Source organism: Mesobacillus boroniphilus, from assembly GCF_018424685.1.
Taxonomy (GTDB): domain Bacteria; phylum Bacillota; class Bacilli; order Bacillales; family Cytobacillaceae; genus Mesobacillus; species Mesobacillus boroniphilus_A.
The window spans coordinates 786,460-806,668 of the sequence record NZ_QTKX01000001.1; the positions used below are offsets into that span (position 1 = coordinate 786,460).

Genomic DNA, 20,209 nt, shown 5'->3' on the forward strand with positions numbered 1-20,209 from the left:
CATGTTTACACAATTAAAAAACGGGCAGAAGCTGCAGCCGCTTGTAAGCAAAATTGAGCAGCAAATTGCACATGTGCACAAGAAAATCGATGAACGGATTGATTCAAACCAGTTCAGAGTATTGCAGAGTTTCCAGAAACATCGAGTGAGTGATTCTCATTTCATCCCGACCACCGGTTACGGATACGACGATGCTGGAAGGGAAACACTCGAAAAAATCTACGCCGAGGTGTTTGGAGCTGAAGCCGGACTAGTTCGGCCGCAAATCATTTCGGGAACTCATGCGATTTCCATCGCGCTCTTTGGGATCCTTCGACCTGGAGATGAGCTGTTATACATCACGGGAAAACCTTATGACACGCTTGAAGAGATTGTCGGGATACGCGGAACCGGAAACGGATCGTTGAAGGAATTTGGAATCTCTTATAATACTGTGGACCTTACAGAAAAGGGAGAAATCGATTGGAGTGCCGTCGAAAAAGCAATCAAGCCTGAAACCAAAATGATCGGCATCCAGCGCTCAAAAGGGTATGCGACGAGACCGTCTTTCACTGTTGAACAAATCGGTGAAATGGTGAAGTTTGTAAAAGAAATCAAATCCGATGTCATTGTTTTTGTTGACAACTGTTACGGTGAGTTTGTTGAGGAGCTTGAACCTTGCCACGTTGGTGCTGATTTAATGGCTGGCTCTTTGATTAAAAATCCTGGCGGTGGTATTGCCAAGACAGGCGGATACATCGTAGGCAAGGAACAATATGTAGAGTCATGTTCCTACCGGATGACATCCCCGGGAATCGGGGCAGAAGCCGGCGCTTCATTATATTCATTGCAGGAAATGTACCAGGGATTCTTCATGGCACCGCATATTGTCGCACAGGCCTTGAAGGGTGCTGTTTTCACAGCCGCAATGCTAGATCGTTTAGGAATGAATTCTTCGCCTAAATGGAATGCAGAACGAACGGATCTAATCCAGGCGGTCCAATTCGACGACCGAGATAAGATGGTTGCTTTTTGCCAGGCGATTCAATATGCATCCCCAATCAATTCTCATGTAACGGCACATCCTGCTTACATGCCTGGATATGAAGACGATGTGATTATGGCTGCTGGTACATTCATCCAGGGAGCGAGTATTGAATTGACCGCAGACGGACCGATCAGACCGCCTTATGTCGCGTATGTTCAGGGTGGCTTAACCTATTCCCATGTGAAGATGGCCGTATGTATTGCACTCGATTCTTTAATCGAAAAAGGTTTAATTCTTTTAAAATAGGTAAATATACAACAGGACGCTTGCTAAATAAGTCCTGTTCTTTTTTTATGAAATTCCATGTCAGATAATCTAACATATGTTTGACAACATATCTTACATTGAATATAATAAGAGTATCTTAAAAGGGAAGGAGGAGAAATCATAATGGGCGGAAGTGAAATTCGCCGGAATATGCCACTCTTTAGCATCGGGATTGTCATGCAGCTGACAGACTTAACCGCAAGGCAGATTCGGTACTATGAAGAGCATGAATTGATTTCTCCGGCAAGAACAGAGGGCAATAAACGACTCTTTTCCTTAAATGATATTGACAAGCTCCTCGAGATCAAAGACTTGATCGACCAGGGAGTCAACATGGCAGGCATCAAGAAGATTTTCAATGTACAACAGCAAGCAGACATAAGTGCTGCTGAGAAAAAACAAGCTGAAAAAACGAGAGGAGATCTTTCCGATGCAGATTTGAGAAAATTACTTCGTAAAGAGCTTCTCCAGGCAGGTCGCTTCAACCGGTCAACCGATCGCGGCGACATGTCGAGATTTTTTCACTAAGACTTCACGAGACTATCAATTAATTAAAAATGTTTAAAATTTTAGGAGGAAATTCAGGATGGCAAAAAAGTTCACTAAAGAAGACATTATCCGCTTATCAAAAGAAGAAAATGTAAAATTCATTCGTCTGCAGTTCACTGACATTTTAGGAACAATCAAGAACGTTGAAATTCCAATCAGCCAGCTTGAAAAAGCGCTTGATAATAAAATGATGTTCGACGGATCTTCAATTGAAGGCTTCGTTCGTATCGAAGAATCTGATATGTACCTGATCCCTGATTTGGACACATGGGTAATCTTCCCTTGGACAGCTGAAAAAGGAAAGGTTGCACGTTTGATCTGTGATATTAATAATGCTGATGGCACACCATTTGCTGGTGACCCGCGTGGTAACCTGAAGCGTGTCCTAAAGGAAATGGAAGAGCTAGGCTTCACCAACTTCAACCTTGGACCAGAACCGGAATTCTTCCTGTTCAAGCTGGATGTGAACGGGGAGCCAACACTTGAATTGAATGACAACGGTGGTTATTTCGACCTTGCGCCAACAGACCTTGGTGAAAACTGCCGACGCGATATCGTGCTTGAACTTGAGGAAATGGGCTTCGAAATCGAAGCATCCCACCACGAGGTTGCTCCTGGACAGCACGAAATCGACTTCAAATATGCTGATGCTTTGACAGCTTGTGACCAAATCCAGACTTTCAAGCTTGTTGTAAAAACTATTGCACGTAAGCACGGCTTGCACGCTACATTCATGCCGAAGCCTCTGTTCGGTGTTAACGGCTCAGGAATGCACTGCAACATGTCATTGTTCCGCAACGGTGAGAACTCATTCTATGATCCATCCGATAAGAAACTTGAGCTAAGCGAAACTGCATACCAGTTCATCGCTGGAACGCTTAAGCACGCATCTGGATTTACAGCTGTAACAAACCCAACTGTAAACTCTTATAAGCGTCTAGTACCTGGCTATGAAGCACCTTGCTACGTTGCTTGGTCTGCAAAGAACCGTTCACCATTGATCCGTATCCCTGCATCACGTGGCATGAGCACGCGTGTTGAAGTCCGCAGCGTAGACCCTGCAGCGAACCCATACCTTGCAATGGCAGTATTGCTTGCAGCAGGTCTTGACGGAATCAAGAATAAATTGACTCCTCCTGCATCAGTAGACCGCAACATCTACGTGATGAACAAGGAAGAGCGTGTTGAAGAAGGAATCGATGATCTGCCACCAACATTGGCAGCAGCTCTGGACCAGCTGAAAAAGAGCGAAGTAATCAGCGCGGCACTAGGCGATCACATCCTTGAACACTTCATCGAAGCAAAAGAAATCGAATGGGATATGTTCCGCACTCAAGTTCATCCATGGGAACGCGAACAGTATATGAGCATGTATTAATTGAAAAGAAATGGCCTCTTGATCCTATCAAGGGGTCTTTTTTATGGGTGAAGAGTGAAAGCCAGGAAGAAATCACTGGATTAAAGTTAATTCAGCCTGTTTCATCCTTTTATCACTACGAACGATTACATTATCATTCTTAAATGGTCGATCATCACTACACTTTTATGTTAATCACTTCGATCTTGACCATCATCACTACGAAATCCACGTTAATCACTACTTTTCCCATCCTCTGGCAAAATTTCATCAATAAAAATTAAAATTTTCAGAAAAATAATTGACTTTTTCCTATATACACGGTATCTTTGTTTTAAAATATATAACACAAATATTGTGTTACGGTAATTTAACGTTATATAACTAAAATTTTATGTATTGTGGGGGGCGAAATCTTGATTTTACATGAAATTGAAACAAAGAGCCGCGAGTACATTGAAGAACTCCAGCTTCAAAGGCTTAAGGTCGTTGTTGAAAAAGTCGCTCAGAGGGTGCCGTTATACCGTGAGAAATTCGAGAAAACCAATTTTTCTCCTGAAATGCTCATTAGTCTGGCTGACTTGGAAGCGCTTCCTTTTACAGAGAAGCAGGATCTTCGTGACAATTATCCATTTGGATTATTCGCAGTTCCTCAAAGTGATCTGGTCAGGGTCCATGCTTCATCTGGAACAAGCGGCAAACCGACAGTCGTAGGCTACACGCAAAATGATATCGAGATGTGGGGAGAGATTGTTGCAAGAGCGATCGCCCTAGCTGGAGGAGAACCGGGCAAGTTCCTCCATAATGCTTATGGTTACGGACTTTTTACCGGCGGACTGGGGCTCCATTATGGAAGTGAAAAGCTTGGGATGGTAACTGTTCCGGTATCTGGCGGTAATACCCAGAGGCAAATTATGTTGATCGAAGATTTTAAGCCTGAAGTCATTTGCGGCACTCCTTCTTACATTTTGAATATCGCTGAAACGATGGAGGAAATGGGTAAGGACCCTCGTCAAACCTCATTGAAATACGGGATTTTCGGTGCAGAACCATGGTCTGAAGAAATGAGGAAGACGCTAGAGGAGAAATTCAATATCAAAGCATGCGATATTTACGGCCTGAGCGAAGTAATCGGACCGGGAGTTGCTAATGAATGTCACGAAGCACAAGCGGGACTGCATGTTGCCGAAGACCATTTCTATGTCGAAGTAATCGATCCGGAAACAATGAAGCCGGTTCCTGATGGGGAAGAAGGGGAGCTCGTCTTCACTAGCCTTACGAAGGAAGCATTTCCGGTCATTCGCTACAGGACAGGGGATATTGCTTCATTGACGAGGGAGAAATGTAGCTGTGGGCGGACAACAGTGAGAATGTCGCGCGTCAAGGGCAGGATCGATGACATGCTGATCATCAACGGAGTCAACGTTTTTCCGTCACAGATTGAACACTGCCTGTTGGCAGTTCCTGAGCTTGCACCACATTATCAAATTCAAATTTTACAGAAACGAACGTTAAAGGTACTTGAGCTGCATGTTGAGATGAAAGAGGAATACTTTACGATGATCGGTGAGGATCCGATTTCTGATTCTGTATACCAGCTTGAAAAAGGAATTCAATCATTGCTAAAGAGCCAATGCCTGATTTCGATGGAGGTGCGTGTACACCGACCGAAGACTATTCCGCGCTCCGAAGGGAAAGCAGTACGGATTATCGATAAAACTAAGGAACCAATTGGATCCTAAACATAAGGAGGTAAGGCAGCATGGAAAATACATTGTCCTTCGATCAACTGACTGAAGAAGCTAAATACGAGCACTTCATGAAGCGGATTGAAGCTGGTGAGAAGATTGAGGCAGATGACTGGATGCCGGAGGACTATCGGGTGACACTGATCAAGCTGATTTCGATGCACGGCATCAGTGAAATAATGGGCGCCCTGCCAGAAAAGGAGTGGGTTCCAAAAGCCCCTTCGCTGAGAAGGAAGCTAGGTATCATGGCAAAGGTCCAGGATGAAATGGGGCACGGGCAGTTGCTGTTAAGGGTAGCAGAGGATTTGATGAAGCCTCTTGGGAAATCAAGAGAGAATATCATTCAGGATCTTCTATCTGGTGATCTGAAATTCCACAACGTCTTCCATATGGAGGCGAAAACATGGGGGGACGCTGGATTGATTGGCTGGCTCGTTGACGGAGCTGCCATTATCACACAGACGAATATGCTTGATGCCTCATATGGACCATACGCAAGAGCATTGAAACGCATCTGTGCTGAGGAAGTTTTCCACGCCCAGCACGGTGAGGCCATTATCATGGCGCTTGCAGAGGGAACGGAAGAGCAAAAAGCGATGATCCAGGACTCGCTTGACCGCTGGTGGGAGGCGCTGTTGATGTTCTTTGGACCGGGGGATGCCTCGACAACAGGAGCCTCCAAGCAGGACACGACGATTAAATACAATATCAGGACAAAAACAAATGAGGAGCTGCGCCAGGACTTTTTCACGAAATATATCCCTAGGGTTTTATCGCTTGGCTTGAAGCTGCCGGATGAAACAATGCATTTTGACAAGGAAACTGGCATGTGGCAATACAAGCAGCCTGACTGGAGCAAATTTAAGCAAATCATCAAGAACAATGGACCCAAATCCCGTGAGCGCCTGAGATTGAGAGAGATTTCCTACACCAACAACAAGTGGGTCATTGACGCATTGAGCGTAAAAAAATAAAAGATACAAGTGGCAGGTCATCTCGCCCTGATACTTTAAAGGAAAGGAGAGAAAGTCATGTCTGGGAATGGATTTTACCAGGAATTTGAGGTATTCAGCAAACGGACAGATACTTCACCGATGCAGTACCAGTTTTCATTGCTGGCTCCGAACCATGAGCTTGCACTTATAATGGCTCAGGAAAACTTCATGCGCCGGGAACCGGTTGCCGATATATGGGTCGTCAAGCGCGACGATGTCAGAAAGATGTCTTTGGAAGAGCGCCAGACTTTGCAAAGACTGGACAACAAGGATTATCGCAACACGAAGGGTTACGGCTATTTGAAGAAGAAATGGCGCCATTATGAGCAGGAAATGCTCGATGAAAAAGAGATTTTATCTTGGGGAGGGAAGCAGGAGAGATGAGATATGGACTTGAGGACGCTTTGAAAAATGAAGCATATCGCACTGCCGTCACTGAGCTCCTGTTCCAGCTTGCAGATGATGATTTCATTCTCGCATATCGCGGATCAGAGTGGCTTGGGCTCGCACCTCATATTGAAGAGGATGTTGCGTTCTCGTCGATCAGCCAGGATACGATGGGCCATGCCGCGATGTACTACCAGCTCCTTCACGACCTGGGCGCCGGTGATTCTGATGAGCTTGCACATGCCAGGCCGGCAGGAGAGCGGAAGAATGCGATCTTACTGGAGAAGGTGAACGGCCCGGGAACGTATTTGACGGAGCCGCATTATGATTGGGCTTTTGCCGTAGTGAGAAACTATTTTTACGCCCAGGCTAAGAAAGTAAAGATTGAATCACTGAAGAATTCATCATACCAGCCATTGGCCGAGGCGGCTGTTAAAGTGAATATGGAACTTTACTACCATCTGCTTCACTGGAAAACCTGGTTCTCACAGCTTGTGAGTGCTGGCGGAGAAGCAAGGACGAGAATGGAAGCTGCGATTGAAAATGCTTACGTTGAACTCGGAGGATTGTTTACTTTTGGGGATAAGGGAAATGAATTCACAAATCATAATTTGATAGATTCAGAGGAAGCTTTGCGAACAAGATGGGTACAAATGATGTCCCCGGTATTTGCATCCCTGAGCCTTGAGCTGCCAGAAAAATTTGGCATGAAGAGCGGAAATGGACGAAATGGCGAACATACATCTGATTTGCAGACTGCCCTTGATACATTAGGCGAGGTCTATAACTTCGATCCGGCAGCGAGCTGGTGATGCTTGATGCTGAGAGATAAAATCATCGAAGCCCTGCAAACTGTTAAAGACCCTGAGATCGACAGTGTATCGATTATTGAACTCGGCATGCTTGATGAACTCGAAATCCATCCGGATGGAGTCTTGATCAAGCTATTGCCGACCTTCATGGGCTGCCCAGCGCTGGATATCATCAAAAACAATGTTGTCAAGGCAGTATCATCCATTGACGAAGTTGAAAAAGTCGATGTGAAATTCATCTTCCATCCGCCATGGACGTCAGATCGGGTAACTGAATTGGGCAGGGAAAAGCTGAAGGAATTCGGGATCGCCCCACCGCCAAGGCATATTGCTGAAACTGGCGAGTGGCAGGCGGATTGCCCATACTGCGGCTCCACGTATACGACGATGGAGAACCTTTTTGGACCCACTGCGTGCCGAAGCATTCTATACTGCAAGGCCTGCAAAAATCCATTCGAGGCAATGAAACCGGTATCAACCTTGATGTGACTAATTATTTTTCTTAGACATATCAATTGATTAATAGCTTCACGATACAAAGCATATATTCTATTTGGCAACAAATCTATCTACTAAGGGAGAGATTTTTAATGGTAAAACTAATCGCAATTTACAAGCATCCACAGGACAAAGAGGCATTTGACAAGCACTATTTTGAAACGCATGCTCCACTTACAGCGAAAATTCCAGGACTTCGCAAAATGGAAGTGACACGCATCGTCGGGAGCCCAATGGGTGGAGAAGGCAAATATTATTTAATGTGCGAAATGTACTATGACGATCATGAAGCATTAAAAGCTGGGATGAAATCTGCTGAAGGTAAAGCTTCTGGGAAGGATGTTATGAGCTTTGCAGGTGATCTGGTCACGATGATGATCGGTGAAGAAGTGAATGAATAAAAACTATGAAATGATTGAAACAACTGTAAAAGGTCAAATTGGATTAATCGAGCTAAATCGCCCGAAGGTCCTGAATGCCCTGAACAGACAAATGGTTTCTGAGGTGCTATCCGCTATGGAAGCATATGACCAGGACGCTGACATTAAAGTGATTGTCCTCGCAGGCAAGGGCCGGGCGTTTGCTGCAGGCGCGGATATCGATGAAATGATGGACGCGGACGCGATCTCAATGGAAACGTTGAACCAGTTCACTGATTGGGACCGACTTGCCTGGATCAAGAAGCCGGTTATCGGGGCGGTGCATGGATTTGCCTTGGGCGGTGCATTTGAACTGGCGCTATGCTGCGATATGCTGTTCGCTGCCGAAAATGCGGAATTCGGGTTCCCAGAAGTCAATCTTGGCGTCATGCCGGGAGCAGGCGGTACGCAGAGGCTGACAAAGCTCGTCGGCAAAACGAAGGCGATGGAATGGATCCTCAGCGGCAAGCGCATCTCTGCAAAAGAAGCCCTTCACTACGGGATCATCAATTCTACTTTTGCCGAGGAAGTACTAATGGAGGAAACGCTCAAATTCGCAGACACAATCGCGAGCCAGGCTCCGGTAGCAGTAAGGCTCATCAAGGAATCAGTTTTGAAAGCGGTTGATTATCCTTTATATGAAGGAATGCAATATGAGCGCAAGAATTTCTATATGCTTTTTGCGACAGAAGACCAGAAGGAAGGCATGAGGGCTTTCAAGGAGAAACGGAAGCCAGAATTTAAAGGGAAATAAGGGGGTACATAGCTGTGTTTGAAACCGTTTTATATGAAGTGCGGAATCAGGTAGCCTACATTACCCTGAACCGTCCTGATAAATTGAATGCCTTCACCGAGCAATTGAATAAGGAAATCCAGAGTGCGATTAAGTCTGCTTCCCGCGACAAAGAGGTAAGAGCCTTGGTCATCACCGGCGCAGGGCGGGCCTTTTGTTCGGGAGAGGATTTGGCAGGAGTTTCAGAGGAAATGGACCATGGGGAGGTCCTTCGCAAACGCTATAATCCAATGCTGCTTGAACTTGACCGTTGTGAAAAGCCAGTGATTGCCGCTGTGAATGGAGTGGCGGCAGGAGCTGGTATGAGCCTTGCGCTTGCCTGTGATTTCCGGATCGCATCAGAGAAAGCGAGTTTTGTAGAAGCTTTCATCCATGTCGGTCTTGTGCCTGATGCCGGGAATCTGTATTATCTTCCACGAATTATTGGCCACGCGAAAGCGATGGAGCTTGCTGTGTTTGGGGAGAAAATACCTGCAGAAAAGGCAAAGGAACTTGGTCTAATTACGGAAGTCTACTCATTGGATAACTGGAACGAAAATGTCGCTGCATTTGCAGAAAGACTTGCCACTATGCCAACGAAGGCAATCGGACTAATCAAGCGGAACCTGAAAGCCAGCTGGCATTCAAATTTCGAAGACTATCTGGAGAGAGATGCCCAGAGCCAGCGAATTGCCGGGCAGACTGCCGACCATAAGGAAGGCGTTCAGGCTTTCATGGATAAAAGGAAACCGGTTTTCAAGGGGCAATAGGCAAAAGAATCAATCTACTAAAAGGAGATGTTACGCGTGACAACAGTTAAAGAACAAAAATTCGAATCAATGGCAGTAAAACGCGAGACATATCAGCTGATCATCAATGGAGGTCGCCAGGACAGCGCTAATGGCGAAACTTATAAAGTATTTAACCCGGCAACAGGCGAAGAAGTTGCAACAGTTGCGAAAGCTTCAAAGGAAGACGCAGAACTTGCAATACAAGCGGCAAGAAATGCTTTTGATTTTGGGAAGTGGCGTCACTTCCCGGTGAACAAGCGGTCCCGTACCCTGAATAAGATCGCTTCAATCATGCGCTCTCGTTTCAATGAGCTAGTAGAATTGGAGATTCTTGATACAGGTAAATCTTTGGCTGCAGCACAGGGACAGGTGATGCAGGCAATCGAGGACTTTGAATTTTACGCAGGAGCGATTGTCAGCCACCGCGGTGCTGTGAACAGCATGCCTGGCGCATTCCAGAATATTACGGAGAAAGAGCCAGTAGGAGTATGTGCCCAAATCATTCCGTGGAATTATCCGATGATGATGGCAGCATGGAAGATCGCACCGGCGATTGCAGTCGGCTGCTCCGTTATTGTAAAACCAGCTTCATTGACACCATTGACTGCTATTGTACTTGGTGAGATTTGTATTGAAGCAGGCGTACCAGAAGGAGTAGTAAACGTCATCCCTGGTTCTGGTTCGGTAGTCGGCAACTATCTTGTTGAACATGAAAAAGTAGACAAAGTTGCTTTCACAGGCTCAACTCCGATCGGCAAGGATATCATGGCGAGAGCTTCTCAGACACTAAAGCGTGTAACACTTGAGCTGGGCGGAAAGTCACCAAGCATTGTTTTCAACGATGCAGATATTGATGCTGCGGTAGATGGCTCATTGTTCGGTATCTTCTATAATACTGGCCAATCATGTGAAGCCCGTTCTCGATTGTATGTCCATGAGGATGTTTACGATGAATTCATCGAGAAGTTCGTGGCAAAAACAAAGCAACTGAAGCTAGGCAACCCATTTGATAAAGAAACACATGTAGGTGCTGTCATCAGCCAGGATCAGATGAATGTAATCGACGGCTATGTAAAATCCGCTGTTGAAGATGGAGCAGAAGTTTTAACAGGCGGAAAGGCTGCTAATCTGGAAGGCTATGAGAATGGCTACTGGTATGAGCCTACAATCATCGCTGAAACTAATCACAGCATGAAAGCTGTAAAAGAAGAAATCTTCGGCCCGGTCGTCGTGGTCATGAAGTTCAAGGATGAAAAGGAAGCTGTCAAGCTTGCCAATGACAGTGAATATGGACTTGGGTCTGCCATCTGGACGAAAGATTACGGCCGTGCGACCAGAGTTTCCAAGCAAATCCAGGCAGGAATCGTCATGATCAACTGCCCATTCTCAGCATTCCCTGGCACACCATTCGGGGGTTATAAGCAATCCGGTTTTGGACGTGAACTCTGCATCGAAACACTAGATTTATATACAGAAACTAAGAGTATCGTCTCTTATTACGGCAGCCGCCCGCTTAACCCGTTTAACGTATAAAAAAGAGGCGAGCACTCCTCGATTCGGGTGCTCGCCTTTCAGTTTTGTAAGGTGAAAAAGTGAAAATTAACTTAGAATTGTCCAGCTCCAGCGCTTGTCGGGGCTGAGCAAGGCGCTTGCGCATTTCTAATGAAAGGGAGGAACTTATAATGAAGAAACTCGTTGTAATCGGTTCAGGCGTCATGGGCAGAGGGATTGCCTATGTTAGCAGCCTGGGCGGTTTTGATACGGTACTGATTGATGTTGATGAAAAACAACTTCTTAACGCCGAACAGGAAATCAACAGCATTTTTGAAAAAGGGATTGCCAGAGGCAAAATCATGTTAGAAGACGCAGAATTGGCGAAATCGAGACTCAATTATTCGAATTTCCTCGCTGATAATGTGAAGGATGCTGATCTGGTCATCGAAGCAGTTCCTGAAAAAATAGATATCAAGAAAACGATTTTTGAAGTAATTGACCAGCATGCACCTGAACATTGCCTGTTTGCGTCCAATACATCGACAATGAGCCCTACTGAAATTGCCTCTTTTACAAAGCGACCTGAGCAGGTCATCGCCATGCACTTCTTCAACCCTGTCCATAAGATGCCGCTCGTTGAAATCATTCGCGGTCTGGAAACAAGCGATGAAACAGCTGAAGAAATCCGGAAGGCCGCAATCCAAATGGGCAAGGAAACCGTCATCGTTAACGAATTCCCTGGTTTTGTGACAAGCCGGATCAGCGCGCTTGTCGGTAATGAGGCATTTTACATGCTGCAGGAAGGCGTAGGGACTGCGGAAGAAATCGATAAAGCGATCAAGCTTGGACTGAATTATCCGATGGGCCCATTCGAGTTGGGAGACCTTGTTGGACTGGATACCAGGCTGAATAATTTGAAATATTTGCATGAAAAGCTGGGGGAAAAATATCGCCCTGCTCCATTGCTTGAACAATATGTAAAAGCAGGCCGCCTCGGCAGGAAGACCGGACGCGGTGTGTATGATTATCGAGAGTCACTTACCACAAAATAAAGGAGGATGGCAATGAAAGAAGTTGTAATTGTCGATGCAGTCAGGACCCCGATTGGGAGATACAATGGCAGCCTCCGCCATATCCGACCGGATGATTTAGGCGCGGTTGTCATCAAGGCATTGGTTGAGCGCAATCCAGGTTTGCCGCCATCTGAAATTGAAGAGGTAGTTCTAGGAAATGCGAACCAGGCTGGCGAAGACAATCGGAATGTCGCAAGGATGTCTGGACTTTTGGCTGGACTGCCGGTCGAGGTGGCTGGTACAACAATCAACCGTCTATGCGGATCTGGCCTCGATGCCGTCAATTATGCGGCAAGGGCAATTTTAGCGGGTGAAGGCGATATCTTTATCGCAGGTGGCACTGAAAGCATGACAAGGGCGCCATTCGTGATGGCAAAGCCTAACGCGGAATTCCCGCGCGGCAATATGGAAATGTTCGATACAACCATTGGCTGGCGTTTTGTGAACAGCAAGCTGAAGGAAATGTACGGAACAGACAGCATGCCTGAGACGGCCGAGAACGTGGCGAAAAAGTTTGCCATCACCAGGGAAGCCCAGGATGAATTTGCTGCGGAAAGCCAGCTTCGCTCACAAAAAGCAGTGGAAGCCGGGCGTTTTGAAAATGAAATCGTTCCAGTCATTTATGAAGATAAAAAGGGTAATAAGACAGTAATTGATCGAGACGAACATCCACGGCCAGGTACTACAGTCGAAAAGCTGGCAAAACTGAAGCCTTTATTCACGGATGGAACTGTTACAGCAGGCAATGCTTCGGGAGTGAATGATGGTGCATCCGCACTGCTGCTGATGAGCCGTGAAAAGGCGGAGGAGCTTGGACTAAAGCCGCTGGCGAAATATATTGTGTCAGCGACAGCAGGACTGGAACCGTCCATCATGGGCATGGGGCCTGTTTACGCAGTTCAGAAGGCTCTGAAGCGTTCAAATCTCTCTGTTGAGGATATGGACTTGATTGAATTGAACGAGGCGTTCGCAGCCCAATCACTAGGTTGCATCCAGGAGCTGGGACTTGATCAGGCAAAGGTGAATGTCAATGGCGGAGCAATTGCATTTGGACATCCGCTAGGGGCAAGCGGCGCGAGGATTTTGACAACCCTTTTATATGAAATGAAAAAGCGGAATTCCAAGTATGGACTTGCGACCATGTGTGTAGGTGTCGGCCAGGGAATTGCCACGATTATCGAGAATATAGGAGAGAGATAAATGAACAACATTAAATTCCAGAAAGAGCAGCATATCGCATATGTGACGATTGACCGTCAGGAGTCGCTGAACTGTTTCAATTATGAAACACTTCAGGAGTTAGGCGATTTAGTAGACAGGCTGCATACAGATACAGACGTAAGAGTGGTCATTTTTACCGGAGCAGGGGAAAAAGCCTTCAGCGCAGGTGCGGACTTGAAAGAAAGAAAGCATCTTAGTGACGCCGATGTGCGCCGTAACGTCAAGAAAATCCGGGATGTTTTCAGTGCAATTGCCGAATTGCCTCAGCCGACGATTGCTGCCGTGAACGGCTTTGCTTTTGGCGGCGGGTTTGAACTTATGCTTGCCTGTGACTTTAAAATTGCTGCTGATAGCGCCTTAATGGGGATGACAGAGGTGAGCTGGGGCATCATTCCAGGTGCAGGCGGAACTCAGCGTCTATCAAGGTTGGTTGGGGATATGAAAGCGAAGGAATTAATTCTTACAGCAAGAAAAATCTCTGCTGAAAAGGCTTATGAGCTGGGAATTCTCACTGGCGTTGAATCGAAGGAGAATGTCATCAATGCCAGCAAGGAGCTTGCAAAAGAAATTCTGCAGAATGCTCCAATTGCTGTTAGGCAGGCTAAGTATGCAATCCAGCATGGCAGCAGCACAGACCTGCAAACAGGGCTGGCAATTGAATCTAAAGCTTATGAGGTTACTATTCCTACAAAGGATCGCCTGGAAGCATTGAATGCATTCAGTGAAAAACGCAAGCCAGTTTTTACAGCCCAATAAATCCATAGGGAGAAATCCCTATGGTTTTTTCACATTTTAAGAAAAAGTTTTTGCAAAATAATGATAATACTGTAATATATTCTATAACGGTTTTATTACGTACAACAAAAACGGATGAGGATGACAGAAGCTTGAATACAAGATCAATGATTTTTACCTTATACGGTGATTATATCTCCCATTATGGAAGCAAGATTTGGATTGGCAGCCTGATCCGGCTGCTGAATGAATTTGGCCACAATGACCAGTCAGTGAGAGCGGCGATTTCACGCATGAATAAGCAGGGCTGGGTCCAGGCTGAAAAAATCGGGAATAAGAGCTATTATTCGCTGACGCCTCGAGGTCAAAAGAGGATTGATGAGGCAGGCAAGCGTATTTTTAAATTGAAGCCTGAAGACTGGGACGGCAAGTGGAGAATCCTGATGTATACGATTCCTGAGGAAATCCGCAATGTCCGAGACGAGCTTCGGAAGGAACTGATCTGGAGCGGCTTCGGATCGATGTCGAACAGCTTCTGGATTTCGGCCAATAATCTCGAGAGACAGGTAAGGGACCTGATCGAAAAATATGAAATCGAACAATATGTCGATTTCTTTGTTGCCGAATACAAAGGCCCGCATGAAAATCAGCGCCTCGTTGAAAAAAGCTGGGACCTGCAGGACATCAATGCGAAATACCAGGAATTCATCAGTGAGTACAGCCAGAAATACATCATCGATAAAAACAAAATCCAAAAGGGAAGCATGACTGATGCCGAATGCTTCGTGGAACGTACAAAGCTGGTGCATGAATACAGGAAGTTCCTCTTCTTTGACCCAGGACTGCCTGAAGAACTTTTACCTGAAAAATGGCTGGGAAGCCACGCCGCCGCATTATTCAGCGAATACTATAAAGAACTCGCAGAACCAGCATCCCGCTTCTTTGAGTCCGTCTTCAAAGAAGGAAACGAAATCAAGCATAAAGACGTGGACTATAACGTAATGGACCACCCGTATATATTAGAATAGTCGCAAGCCATCCTTGACCAGCCTTGGATGGCTTTCTTCTATAATTATCGGAGGAGCAGGAGGGGGAAACCATTGAAAGTGGCCGTGTTCGGACAGGTTTGGAGGGAAAAGGGGAAAAGCTGTCCGAAAGCCCGCTTCGATTTGTGCGACGAACATCGTAATATCTTCCATTACGGAAATCTAGGAGGGTTAACATGAAAGTACGCGATAGAGGGATTGTGGTTGGCAGGATGTCCCCCGGGACCAATAACTGTCTAACCGATGTGCCGGGTGTAAAGGTCGGCCATGTAACATTGGATTTTCCGCTGGATGACAAAGGCGAGGAGTATGCCTGTACTGGGGTGACGGCAATCCTGCCGCATGGCGGAAATTTGTTCAAAGAGAAGGTTACAGCCGCTAGCTACGTCCTTAATGGCTTTGGAAAAACGACTGGTCTCGTCCAGGTGAACGAACTCGGAACGATCGAGGCTCCAATTATGCTGACTAATACATTTGCGGTACCCGCTGTTACCCAGGGTACGCTGGAATACATGCTTGCTGAAAATGAAGAGATTGGAGAGACGACGGGTACCATTAATATTGTCGTCGGTGAATGCAATGACAGCTACTTAAACTCGATTCGGCATTTTCCTTTAAGACCTGAACAAGCAATACAAGCGATTAAAACAGCTTCAGAGCGGCCGGCAGTTGAAGGTGCAATCGGAGCGGGAAAAGGTATGGTTTGCTTCGGTCATAAAGGCGGCATTGGAACAGCCTCAAGGATTATAAATGGCGCAACACCTTATACGATTGGCTGTCTCGTGCTCAGCAACTTCGGTAAAAAAGAGGAGTTCATGGCAGAAAGATATGGGATTGATTCAATAAAATCAGGAATATCCGAGACAGCAGATGGTTCCATCATCATCATCCTTGCCACAAATGCCCTGTTGAGTGATCGCCAGCTGTTGCGGCTGGCAAAGAGATCTGGAATCGGCCTCGGCCGGACAGGCAGTCATTTCAGCAATGGAAGCGGTGATATTGTGATTGCTTTTTCAACTGCCAATCAAACAACCCATTATTCGGACGAATCAGTTCAAACAAGCAGCCGGATTAGGGATGACCATCCAGTGATGAACGAGCTCTTCACTGCAGCAGCAGAATCAGCCGAGGAAGCAATCCTGAATTCATTATCGCAGGCAGAAACTACTAAAGGGAGAAAAGGCAGAGTGGTTGAGGCTTACCCTTTTTTGTAGGCAATTATAAAAGAAATGTGATAAGTTTAAAAAAACAAAACTTGGAAGGGAAGAGATACATATGCGTGACAAAGAAACATTGAAGCAGGAGATTCTTGACGCTTTCCGTTATAGGCATGCCACAAAGGAATTTGACCCGAACAAAAAGATTCCAGAGGAAGACTTCCGTTTTATCCTGGAGACCGGCCAGCTATCGCCAAGTTCTTTTGGGTTTGAACCATGGCGCTTTCTTGTTGTCCAGAGTGAAGAGCTCCGCGAGAAAGTTAAGAATACCGCCTGGGGAGCGTTTGGCAAGCTTCCGGAAGCAAGTCATTTTGTGATTATCCTTGCGAGGACAAAAGTTGATACAAAATATGACTCTGAATATCTGCAGGATCATTTTAGAAATAAGAAGAAAATGCCTGAGGACTTCATGGCTAATTACCTTAAACGAATCGAGGAATTCCAGAAGTCTGATTTTAATCTGCTCGAGGGAGACCGTCCGCTATTTGATTGGGCATGCAAGCAAACTTATATCGTCCTTGCCAATATGATGACGGCAGCAGCACAAATTGGGATTGATTCATGCCCAATTGAAGGTTTCAATTTCGAAAAAATGAATAAACTTCTCGCAGATGAGGGTTTGCTGGACGATGGCCATTTCGGAATTTCCGTCATGTGTGCGTTCGGCTATCGTGTAAAAGAACCGAATCCAAAGACAAGAAGACCATTAGATGACATAGTTAAATGGGTATAGGGATTGAACCATTAATAAACAAAGAGCCAGGCGACTGCCTGGCTCTCGCCATTTATTTGATGCCTTTTAAAGTTTCCCGGTATTCCTTTCCCTTTTGAACATATGTATCGATTGATAACTGGATCAGTTCAAGATCCTTGTCGCCGATTCCCCTTACGACTTTTCCGGGTGCTCCAACAACAAGGGAGCGAGGTGGTATTTTCTTGCCCGCGGGAATCAAAGTATTCGCCCCGATAATGCATTCCTCACCGATTTCTGCTCCATCAAGGATTGTAGAGCCCATTCCGATTATGCATCTTTTCTTAATAGTGCACCCATGAAGGATCGCATTGTGTCCGACCGTGACTTCATCTTCAATGACAAGCGGTGAACCCTCATAAAGATGGCAAGTGACGTTATCCTGGATACTGCAGCTCTCTCCTATGGTTATCGTATCCTCATCCCCACGCAAAACTGCATTGAACCACACGCTGGAATTTTTGCCGATTTTCACGTCACCGATGATGTAGCTCCCGGGTGCCTGGAAAACTGTTTCATCAATGACAGGTTTTTTCTCTAAATAACTTAGAATCAATGAAAAAATCCCCCTTTTCAATTGTCATAATTTTAGAACTAGTATAACATTAATTTAACGAAGGGGGAATTTTTGTGAATGGGATTACTTCTGTTCTGGGCATAAAATATCCAATCATCCAGGGTGGAATGGGGAACATCAGCAATGCTGTTTTAACAGCTGCTGTATCCGAAGCGGGCGGCCTTGGCACAATTGGTGCCGGAACGATGCATGCTGAAGAAGTGGAGCAAATTATTCTTGAAACAAAATTGAGGACATTAAAGCCTTTTTCGGTGAATGTGGCATTGAGTGTTTCGCCGAATGTGGTGGAAATCTTGCGCCTGGCTGTTAAGCACAAGGTTCAAGTAGTAACATTATCAGCGGGTAATCCTGCACCTTTCATTCCCAAGCTAAAAGAGGCTGGAATCAAGATTATTACCGTTGTAGCGTCTGTAAAGCAAGCCAAAAAAGCGGAAGCTGCAGGTGCTGATCTTTTAGTGGCTGAGGGATATGAAGCTGCCGGAATTAACTCGAACCTGGAAACGACGACATTGGCGCTTATTCCTCAGATTGTCGCCCAGGTAAACATACCGGTTGTAGCAGCGGGAGGAATTGGTGACGGAAAGGGTCTTGCAGCCATGCTTGCACTTGGAGCCAGCGGTGTACAGATGGGCACGAGGTTCATCGCCACAAGGGAAGCTCCATTCCATGAAAACTACAAGCAAAAGCTTTTGCAGGCAAGCGACCATGAAACGGTCATAGTCGGCAGGTCTGTTGGAAGAATACGCAGGCTGCTGAATACTTCTTATGCAGACAAACTGCTTGAAGCAGAAAAGAAGGGGATTACCCCAGAAGAATTTGCCGAACTGACGAATGAGGATATACATAAAAAAGGTGCGCTGGAGGGAAGCGAAGAAAACGGATTTATGAATGGAGGCCAGGTGGCGGGTCTGGTTTCTGATATCCCGTCGGTACAGGAATTACTTGATCGAATGGTTAAAGAAGCGAAGGATCGACTGAGAATCGTGGAACTTTTACTATAATACATGCAAAGTATGCTTCATATGGGAGCATACTTTTTAATTTATATTTGAAAAATTGCTTTTTGATTTGAGGGCTATACTAGAAGTTTTTGAAAGGATAAGTACAACAGAAGCCATTAAATGCTGCAATTAACAGCCACTTTCGTGCATAAAAGCGAAAAAGTTTTATTATTTCTAAAAAACATCTTGATAGTTTGCTAAAGTGATGGTTTAATAATTAGAAATCATAACATACTAAATTTTCGGAATTTTATTGACTTTAAATTATAGCTGGTGTTAATATAACGTTATATTTACGGTGTCTATAGTGAATATCATACTTTTTGGAATCGCTTTCAAAATCTGACATCCAGTATCTTTGCCAACTGGCTAACAATTTCAAAATGGGTGCGTTCCGGCTGATTGCAAGTTTAAGTCTACATATGTTTACTGCCGGTTTATAAATAATCAAGGGGGATTTTTATGAAAAAATCAGTAAAAGCTATTTCTCTTGTTCTCGCCAGTGCCTTGCTAATGGCTGGCTGCGGAGGAAATGAAGCATCAAATGGTTCATCTGACAAAGATCAGTACAAGATCGGCTTAACTCAATTTGCGGAGCATCCATCGCTTGATGCCGCAACTGAGGGCTTTAAGAAAGCTCTCGAGGACAAAGGATTCAAAGAGGGAGACAATGTAACGTATGACTTCCAGAACGCACAGGCTGACATGAATAACACAGCAAGTATTGCGAACAATTTTGTAGGTGACAAGGTCGACCTCATCTTCGCTAACGCTACTCCAAGTGCTGTAGCTGCACTTAATGCAACAAAGGACATCCCAATCATCTTCACTTCGGTGACAGACCCTGTCGGAGCAGGACTTGTTGAAGCATTCGATAAACCTGGCGACAATATCACTGGTACTACCGACAACCATCCAGATGCTACAAAAAAGACAATCGACTTTATGACGAATGAAGTTGGTGCCAAGAAGATTGGCGTGATCTACAACGCTGGTGAACAGAATTCAGAGGTCCAGCTAAAGGAAGTAAAGAAGCTTGCGGAAGCGAATGGGGCTAAGGTGGTCGAAGCATCCATTTCTACCTCGGCTGAAGTAAAACAGGCTGCCGAATCCCTGGTGGGCCGCGTTGATGCCATCTATGTACCTACGGATAATACAGTCGTTTCTGCACTTGAGTCTGTCATTTCTGTAGCCAATGGTAAAAAGATCCCCTTATTTGTAGGTGAGCTTGATTCCATGAAGCGCGGGGCAGTTGCAGCGAGCGGATTCAATTATTACGACATTGGTTACCAGTCAGGCTTGATGGCTGCAGAAATTTTATCAGGCAACAAGAAAGCCTCTGAAATCCCGGTAGAACTTCCTAAATCAATGACACTGACAATCAATAAAAAGGCCGCTGAGGAACAGGGCGTTGAGGTCAAGGAAGAATGGGGAGAGGACGCAGAGTTCTACGAAGAATAAGAGAAAGGATG

At 45.5% G+C, this 20,209-nt stretch carries 21 protein-coding genes; 20 read left to right on the plus strand and 1 reads right to left on the minus strand.

Going from position 1 to position 20,209, the window contains the following annotated elements:
- The first annotated feature begins 1 nt into the window (after window position 1).
- The 18 genes from DYI25_RS03845 to DYI25_RS03930 all read left to right on the plus strand — a co-directional run bounded on the left by DYI25_RS03845 (window position 2) and on the right by DYI25_RS03930 (window position 17,141).
- Window positions 2-1,273: an aminotransferase class I/II-fold pyridoxal phosphate-dependent enzyme gene (locus DYI25_RS03845; protein WP_213367103.1), complete on the plus strand. Its 1,272-nt coding sequence runs from the start codon at window positions 2-4 to the stop codon at window positions 1,271-1,273.
- A 144-nt stretch (window positions 1,274-1,417) separates the two neighbouring features.
- Window positions 1,418-1,822 (plus strand): MerR family transcriptional regulator, encoded by a 405-nt coding sequence (locus DYI25_RS03850; protein WP_213367105.1) that lies wholly within the window; start codon window positions 1,418-1,420, stop codon window positions 1,820-1,822.
- A 58-nt stretch (window positions 1,823-1,880) separates the two neighbouring features.
- Window positions 1,881-3,221: a type I glutamate--ammonia ligase gene (gene glnA / locus DYI25_RS03855; protein WP_213367107.1), complete on the plus strand. Its 1,341-nt coding sequence runs from the start codon at window positions 1,881-1,883 to the stop codon at window positions 3,219-3,221.
- Between the two features lie 395 nt (window positions 3,222-3,616).
- Complete coding sequence (locus tag DYI25_RS03860) at window positions 3,617-4,942, plus strand: phenylacetate--CoA ligase family protein (protein ID WP_213367109.1); 1,326 nt, start codon at window positions 3,617-3,619, stop codon at window positions 4,940-4,942.
- A 20-nt stretch (window positions 4,943-4,962) separates the two neighbouring features.
- A complete protein-coding gene (paaA, locus tag DYI25_RS03865; protein WP_213367111.1) occupies window positions 4,963-5,922 on the plus strand; it encodes a 1,2-phenylacetyl-CoA epoxidase subunit PaaA in 960 nt (319 codons plus the stop codon).
- A gap of 57 nt (window positions 5,923-5,979) precedes the next feature.
- Window positions 5,980-6,327 carry a 1,2-phenylacetyl-CoA epoxidase subunit PaaB gene (gene paaB / locus DYI25_RS03870; RefSeq protein ID WP_213367113.1) on the plus strand — a complete coding sequence of 116 codons (348 nt, stop codon included), beginning with the start codon at window positions 5,980-5,982 and terminating at the stop codon, window positions 6,325-6,327.
- Entirely contained in the window at window positions 6,324-7,142 is an 819-nt protein-coding gene (gene paaC / locus DYI25_RS03875; RefSeq protein WP_213369391.1) for a 1,2-phenylacetyl-CoA epoxidase subunit PaaC, read from the plus strand. The genes paaB and paaC overlap by 4 nt, the downstream gene beginning before the upstream one ends.
- Window positions 7,143-7,148: 6 nt before the next feature.
- The gene (gene paaD, locus DYI25_RS03880) at window positions 7,149-7,631 is read left to right on the plus strand and encodes a 1,2-phenylacetyl-CoA epoxidase subunit PaaD (protein WP_213367115.1); all 483 of its coding nucleotides are present in this window, start codon (window positions 7,149-7,151) and stop codon (window positions 7,629-7,631) included.
- 101 nt (window positions 7,632-7,732) lie between these two features.
- Window positions 7,733-8,041: an EthD family reductase gene (locus DYI25_RS03885; protein WP_041966625.1), complete on the plus strand. Its 309-nt coding sequence runs from the start codon at window positions 7,733-7,735 to the stop codon at window positions 8,039-8,041.
- On the plus strand, window positions 8,034-8,813 hold the full coding sequence (locus DYI25_RS03890) for an enoyl-CoA hydratase-related protein (RefSeq protein ID WP_213367117.1): 780 nt from the start codon (window positions 8,034-8,036) through the stop codon (window positions 8,811-8,813). Before DYI25_RS03885 ends, DYI25_RS03890 begins: the two co-directional genes overlap by 8 nt.
- Window positions 8,814-8,827: 14 nt before the next feature.
- Complete coding sequence (locus DYI25_RS03895) at window positions 8,828-9,601, plus strand: enoyl-CoA hydratase-related protein (RefSeq protein ID WP_213367120.1); 774 nt, start codon at window positions 8,828-8,830, stop codon at window positions 9,599-9,601.
- A gap of 36 nt (window positions 9,602-9,637) precedes the next feature.
- Window positions 9,638-11,155, plus strand: coding sequence for an aldehyde dehydrogenase family protein (locus DYI25_RS03900; protein WP_213367122.1), 1,518 nt, complete (start codon window positions 9,638-9,640; stop codon window positions 11,153-11,155).
- Window positions 11,156-11,304: 149 nt separating this feature from the next.
- The gene (locus DYI25_RS03905; RefSeq protein WP_249745233.1) at window positions 11,305-12,168 is read left to right on the plus strand and encodes a 3-hydroxyacyl-CoA dehydrogenase; all 864 of its coding nucleotides are present in this window, start codon (window positions 11,305-11,307) and stop codon (window positions 12,166-12,168) included.
- Between the two features lie 12 nt (window positions 12,169-12,180).
- Window positions 12,181-13,389, plus strand: a complete 1,209-nt coding sequence (gene pcaF / locus DYI25_RS03910) for a 3-oxoadipyl-CoA thiolase (RefSeq protein WP_213367124.1) — start codon at window positions 12,181-12,183, stop codon at window positions 13,387-13,389.
- Window positions 13,390-14,166: an enoyl-CoA hydratase-related protein gene (locus DYI25_RS03915; RefSeq protein ID WP_213367126.1), complete on the plus strand. Its 777-nt coding sequence runs from the start codon at window positions 13,390-13,392 to the stop codon at window positions 14,164-14,166.
- 131 nt (window positions 14,167-14,297) lie between these two features.
- A complete protein-coding gene (paaX, locus tag DYI25_RS03920; RefSeq protein WP_213367128.1) occupies window positions 14,298-15,173 on the plus strand; it encodes a phenylacetic acid degradation operon negative regulatory protein PaaX in 876 nt (291 codons plus the stop codon).
- Window positions 15,174-15,367: 194 nt separating this feature from the next.
- Window positions 15,368-16,405, plus strand: coding sequence for a P1 family peptidase (locus DYI25_RS03925; protein ID WP_213367130.1), 1,038 nt, complete (start codon window positions 15,368-15,370; stop codon window positions 16,403-16,405).
- A gap of 61 nt (window positions 16,406-16,466) precedes the next feature.
- The gene (locus DYI25_RS03930) at window positions 16,467-17,141 is read left to right on the plus strand and encodes an NAD(P)H-dependent oxidoreductase (RefSeq protein WP_213367132.1); all 675 of its coding nucleotides are present in this window, start codon (window positions 16,467-16,469) and stop codon (window positions 17,139-17,141) included.
- A gap of 52 nt (window positions 17,142-17,193) precedes the next feature.
- Here the strand turns inward: DYI25_RS03930 and DYI25_RS03935 are convergent, their stop codons facing one another.
- Window positions 17,194-17,715 (minus strand): gamma carbonic anhydrase family protein, encoded by a 522-nt coding sequence (locus tag DYI25_RS03935; RefSeq protein WP_213367134.1) that lies wholly within the window; start codon window positions 17,713-17,715, stop codon window positions 17,194-17,196.
- Window positions 17,716-17,789: 74 nt separating this feature from the next.
- On the opposite strand from DYI25_RS03935, the gene DYI25_RS03940 reads away from it, so the two are divergent.
- Together DYI25_RS03940 and DYI25_RS03945 are read left to right on the plus strand one after the other, a co-directional pair.
- Window positions 17,790-18,737 (plus strand): NAD(P)H-dependent flavin oxidoreductase, encoded by a 948-nt coding sequence (locus tag DYI25_RS03940; protein WP_213367135.1) that lies wholly within the window; start codon window positions 17,790-17,792, stop codon window positions 18,735-18,737.
- Window positions 18,738-19,199: 462 nt separating this feature from the next.
- Window positions 19,200-20,198, plus strand: a complete 999-nt coding sequence (locus DYI25_RS03945) for an ABC transporter substrate-binding protein (protein WP_213367136.1) — start codon at window positions 19,200-19,202, stop codon at window positions 20,196-20,198.
- Window positions 20,199-20,209 lie beyond the last annotated feature (11 nt).

Bases quoted from the DNA above. Each gene is read 5' to 3' on its own strand.
- glnA (WP_213367107.1), top strand. From the start codon at position 1,881: ATGGCAAAAAAGTTCACTAAAGAAGACATTATCCGCTTATCAAAAGAA.
- paaD (WP_213367115.1), top strand. From the start codon at position 7,149: ATGCTGAGAGATAAAATCATCGAAGCCCTGCAAACTGTTAAAGACCCT.
- DYI25_RS03905 (WP_249745233.1), top strand. From the start codon at position 11,305: ATGAAGAAACTCGTTGTAATCGGTTCAGGCGTCATGGGCAGAGGGATT.
- paaB (WP_213367113.1), top strand. From the start codon at position 5,980: ATGTCTGGGAATGGATTTTACCAGGAATTTGAGGTATTCAGCAAACGG.
- paaC (WP_213369391.1), top strand. From the start codon at position 6,324: ATGAGATATGGACTTGAGGACGCTTTGAAAAATGAAGCATATCGCACT.
- DYI25_RS03850 (WP_213367105.1), top strand. From the start codon at position 1,418: ATGGGCGGAAGTGAAATTCGCCGGAATATGCCACTCTTTAGCATCGGG.
- DYI25_RS03885 (WP_041966625.1), top strand. From the start codon at position 7,733: ATGGTAAAACTAATCGCAATTTACAAGCATCCACAGGACAAAGAGGCA.
- DYI25_RS03915 (WP_213367126.1), top strand. From the start codon at position 13,390: ATGAACAACATTAAATTCCAGAAAGAGCAGCATATCGCATATGTGACG.
- DYI25_RS03930 (WP_213367132.1), top strand. From the start codon at position 16,467: ATGCGTGACAAAGAAACATTGAAGCAGGAGATTCTTGACGCTTTCCGT.
- DYI25_RS03945 (WP_213367136.1), top strand. From the start codon at position 19,200: ATGAAAAAATCAGTAAAAGCTATTTCTCTTGTTCTCGCCAGTGCCTTG.
- DYI25_RS03845 (WP_213367103.1), top strand. From the start codon at position 2: ATGTTTACACAATTAAAAAACGGGCAGAAGCTGCAGCCGCTTGTAAGC.
- pcaF (WP_213367124.1), top strand. From the start codon at position 12,181: ATGAAAGAAGTTGTAATTGTCGATGCAGTCAGGACCCCGATTGGGAGA.
- paaA (WP_213367111.1), top strand. From the start codon at position 4,963: ATGGAAAATACATTGTCCTTCGATCAACTGACTGAAGAAGCTAAATAC.
- DYI25_RS03890 (WP_213367117.1), top strand. From the start codon at position 8,034: ATGAATAAAAACTATGAAATGATTGAAACAACTGTAAAAGGTCAAATT.
- DYI25_RS03925 (WP_213367130.1), top strand. From the start codon at position 15,368: ATGAAAGTACGCGATAGAGGGATTGTGGTTGGCAGGATGTCCCCCGGG.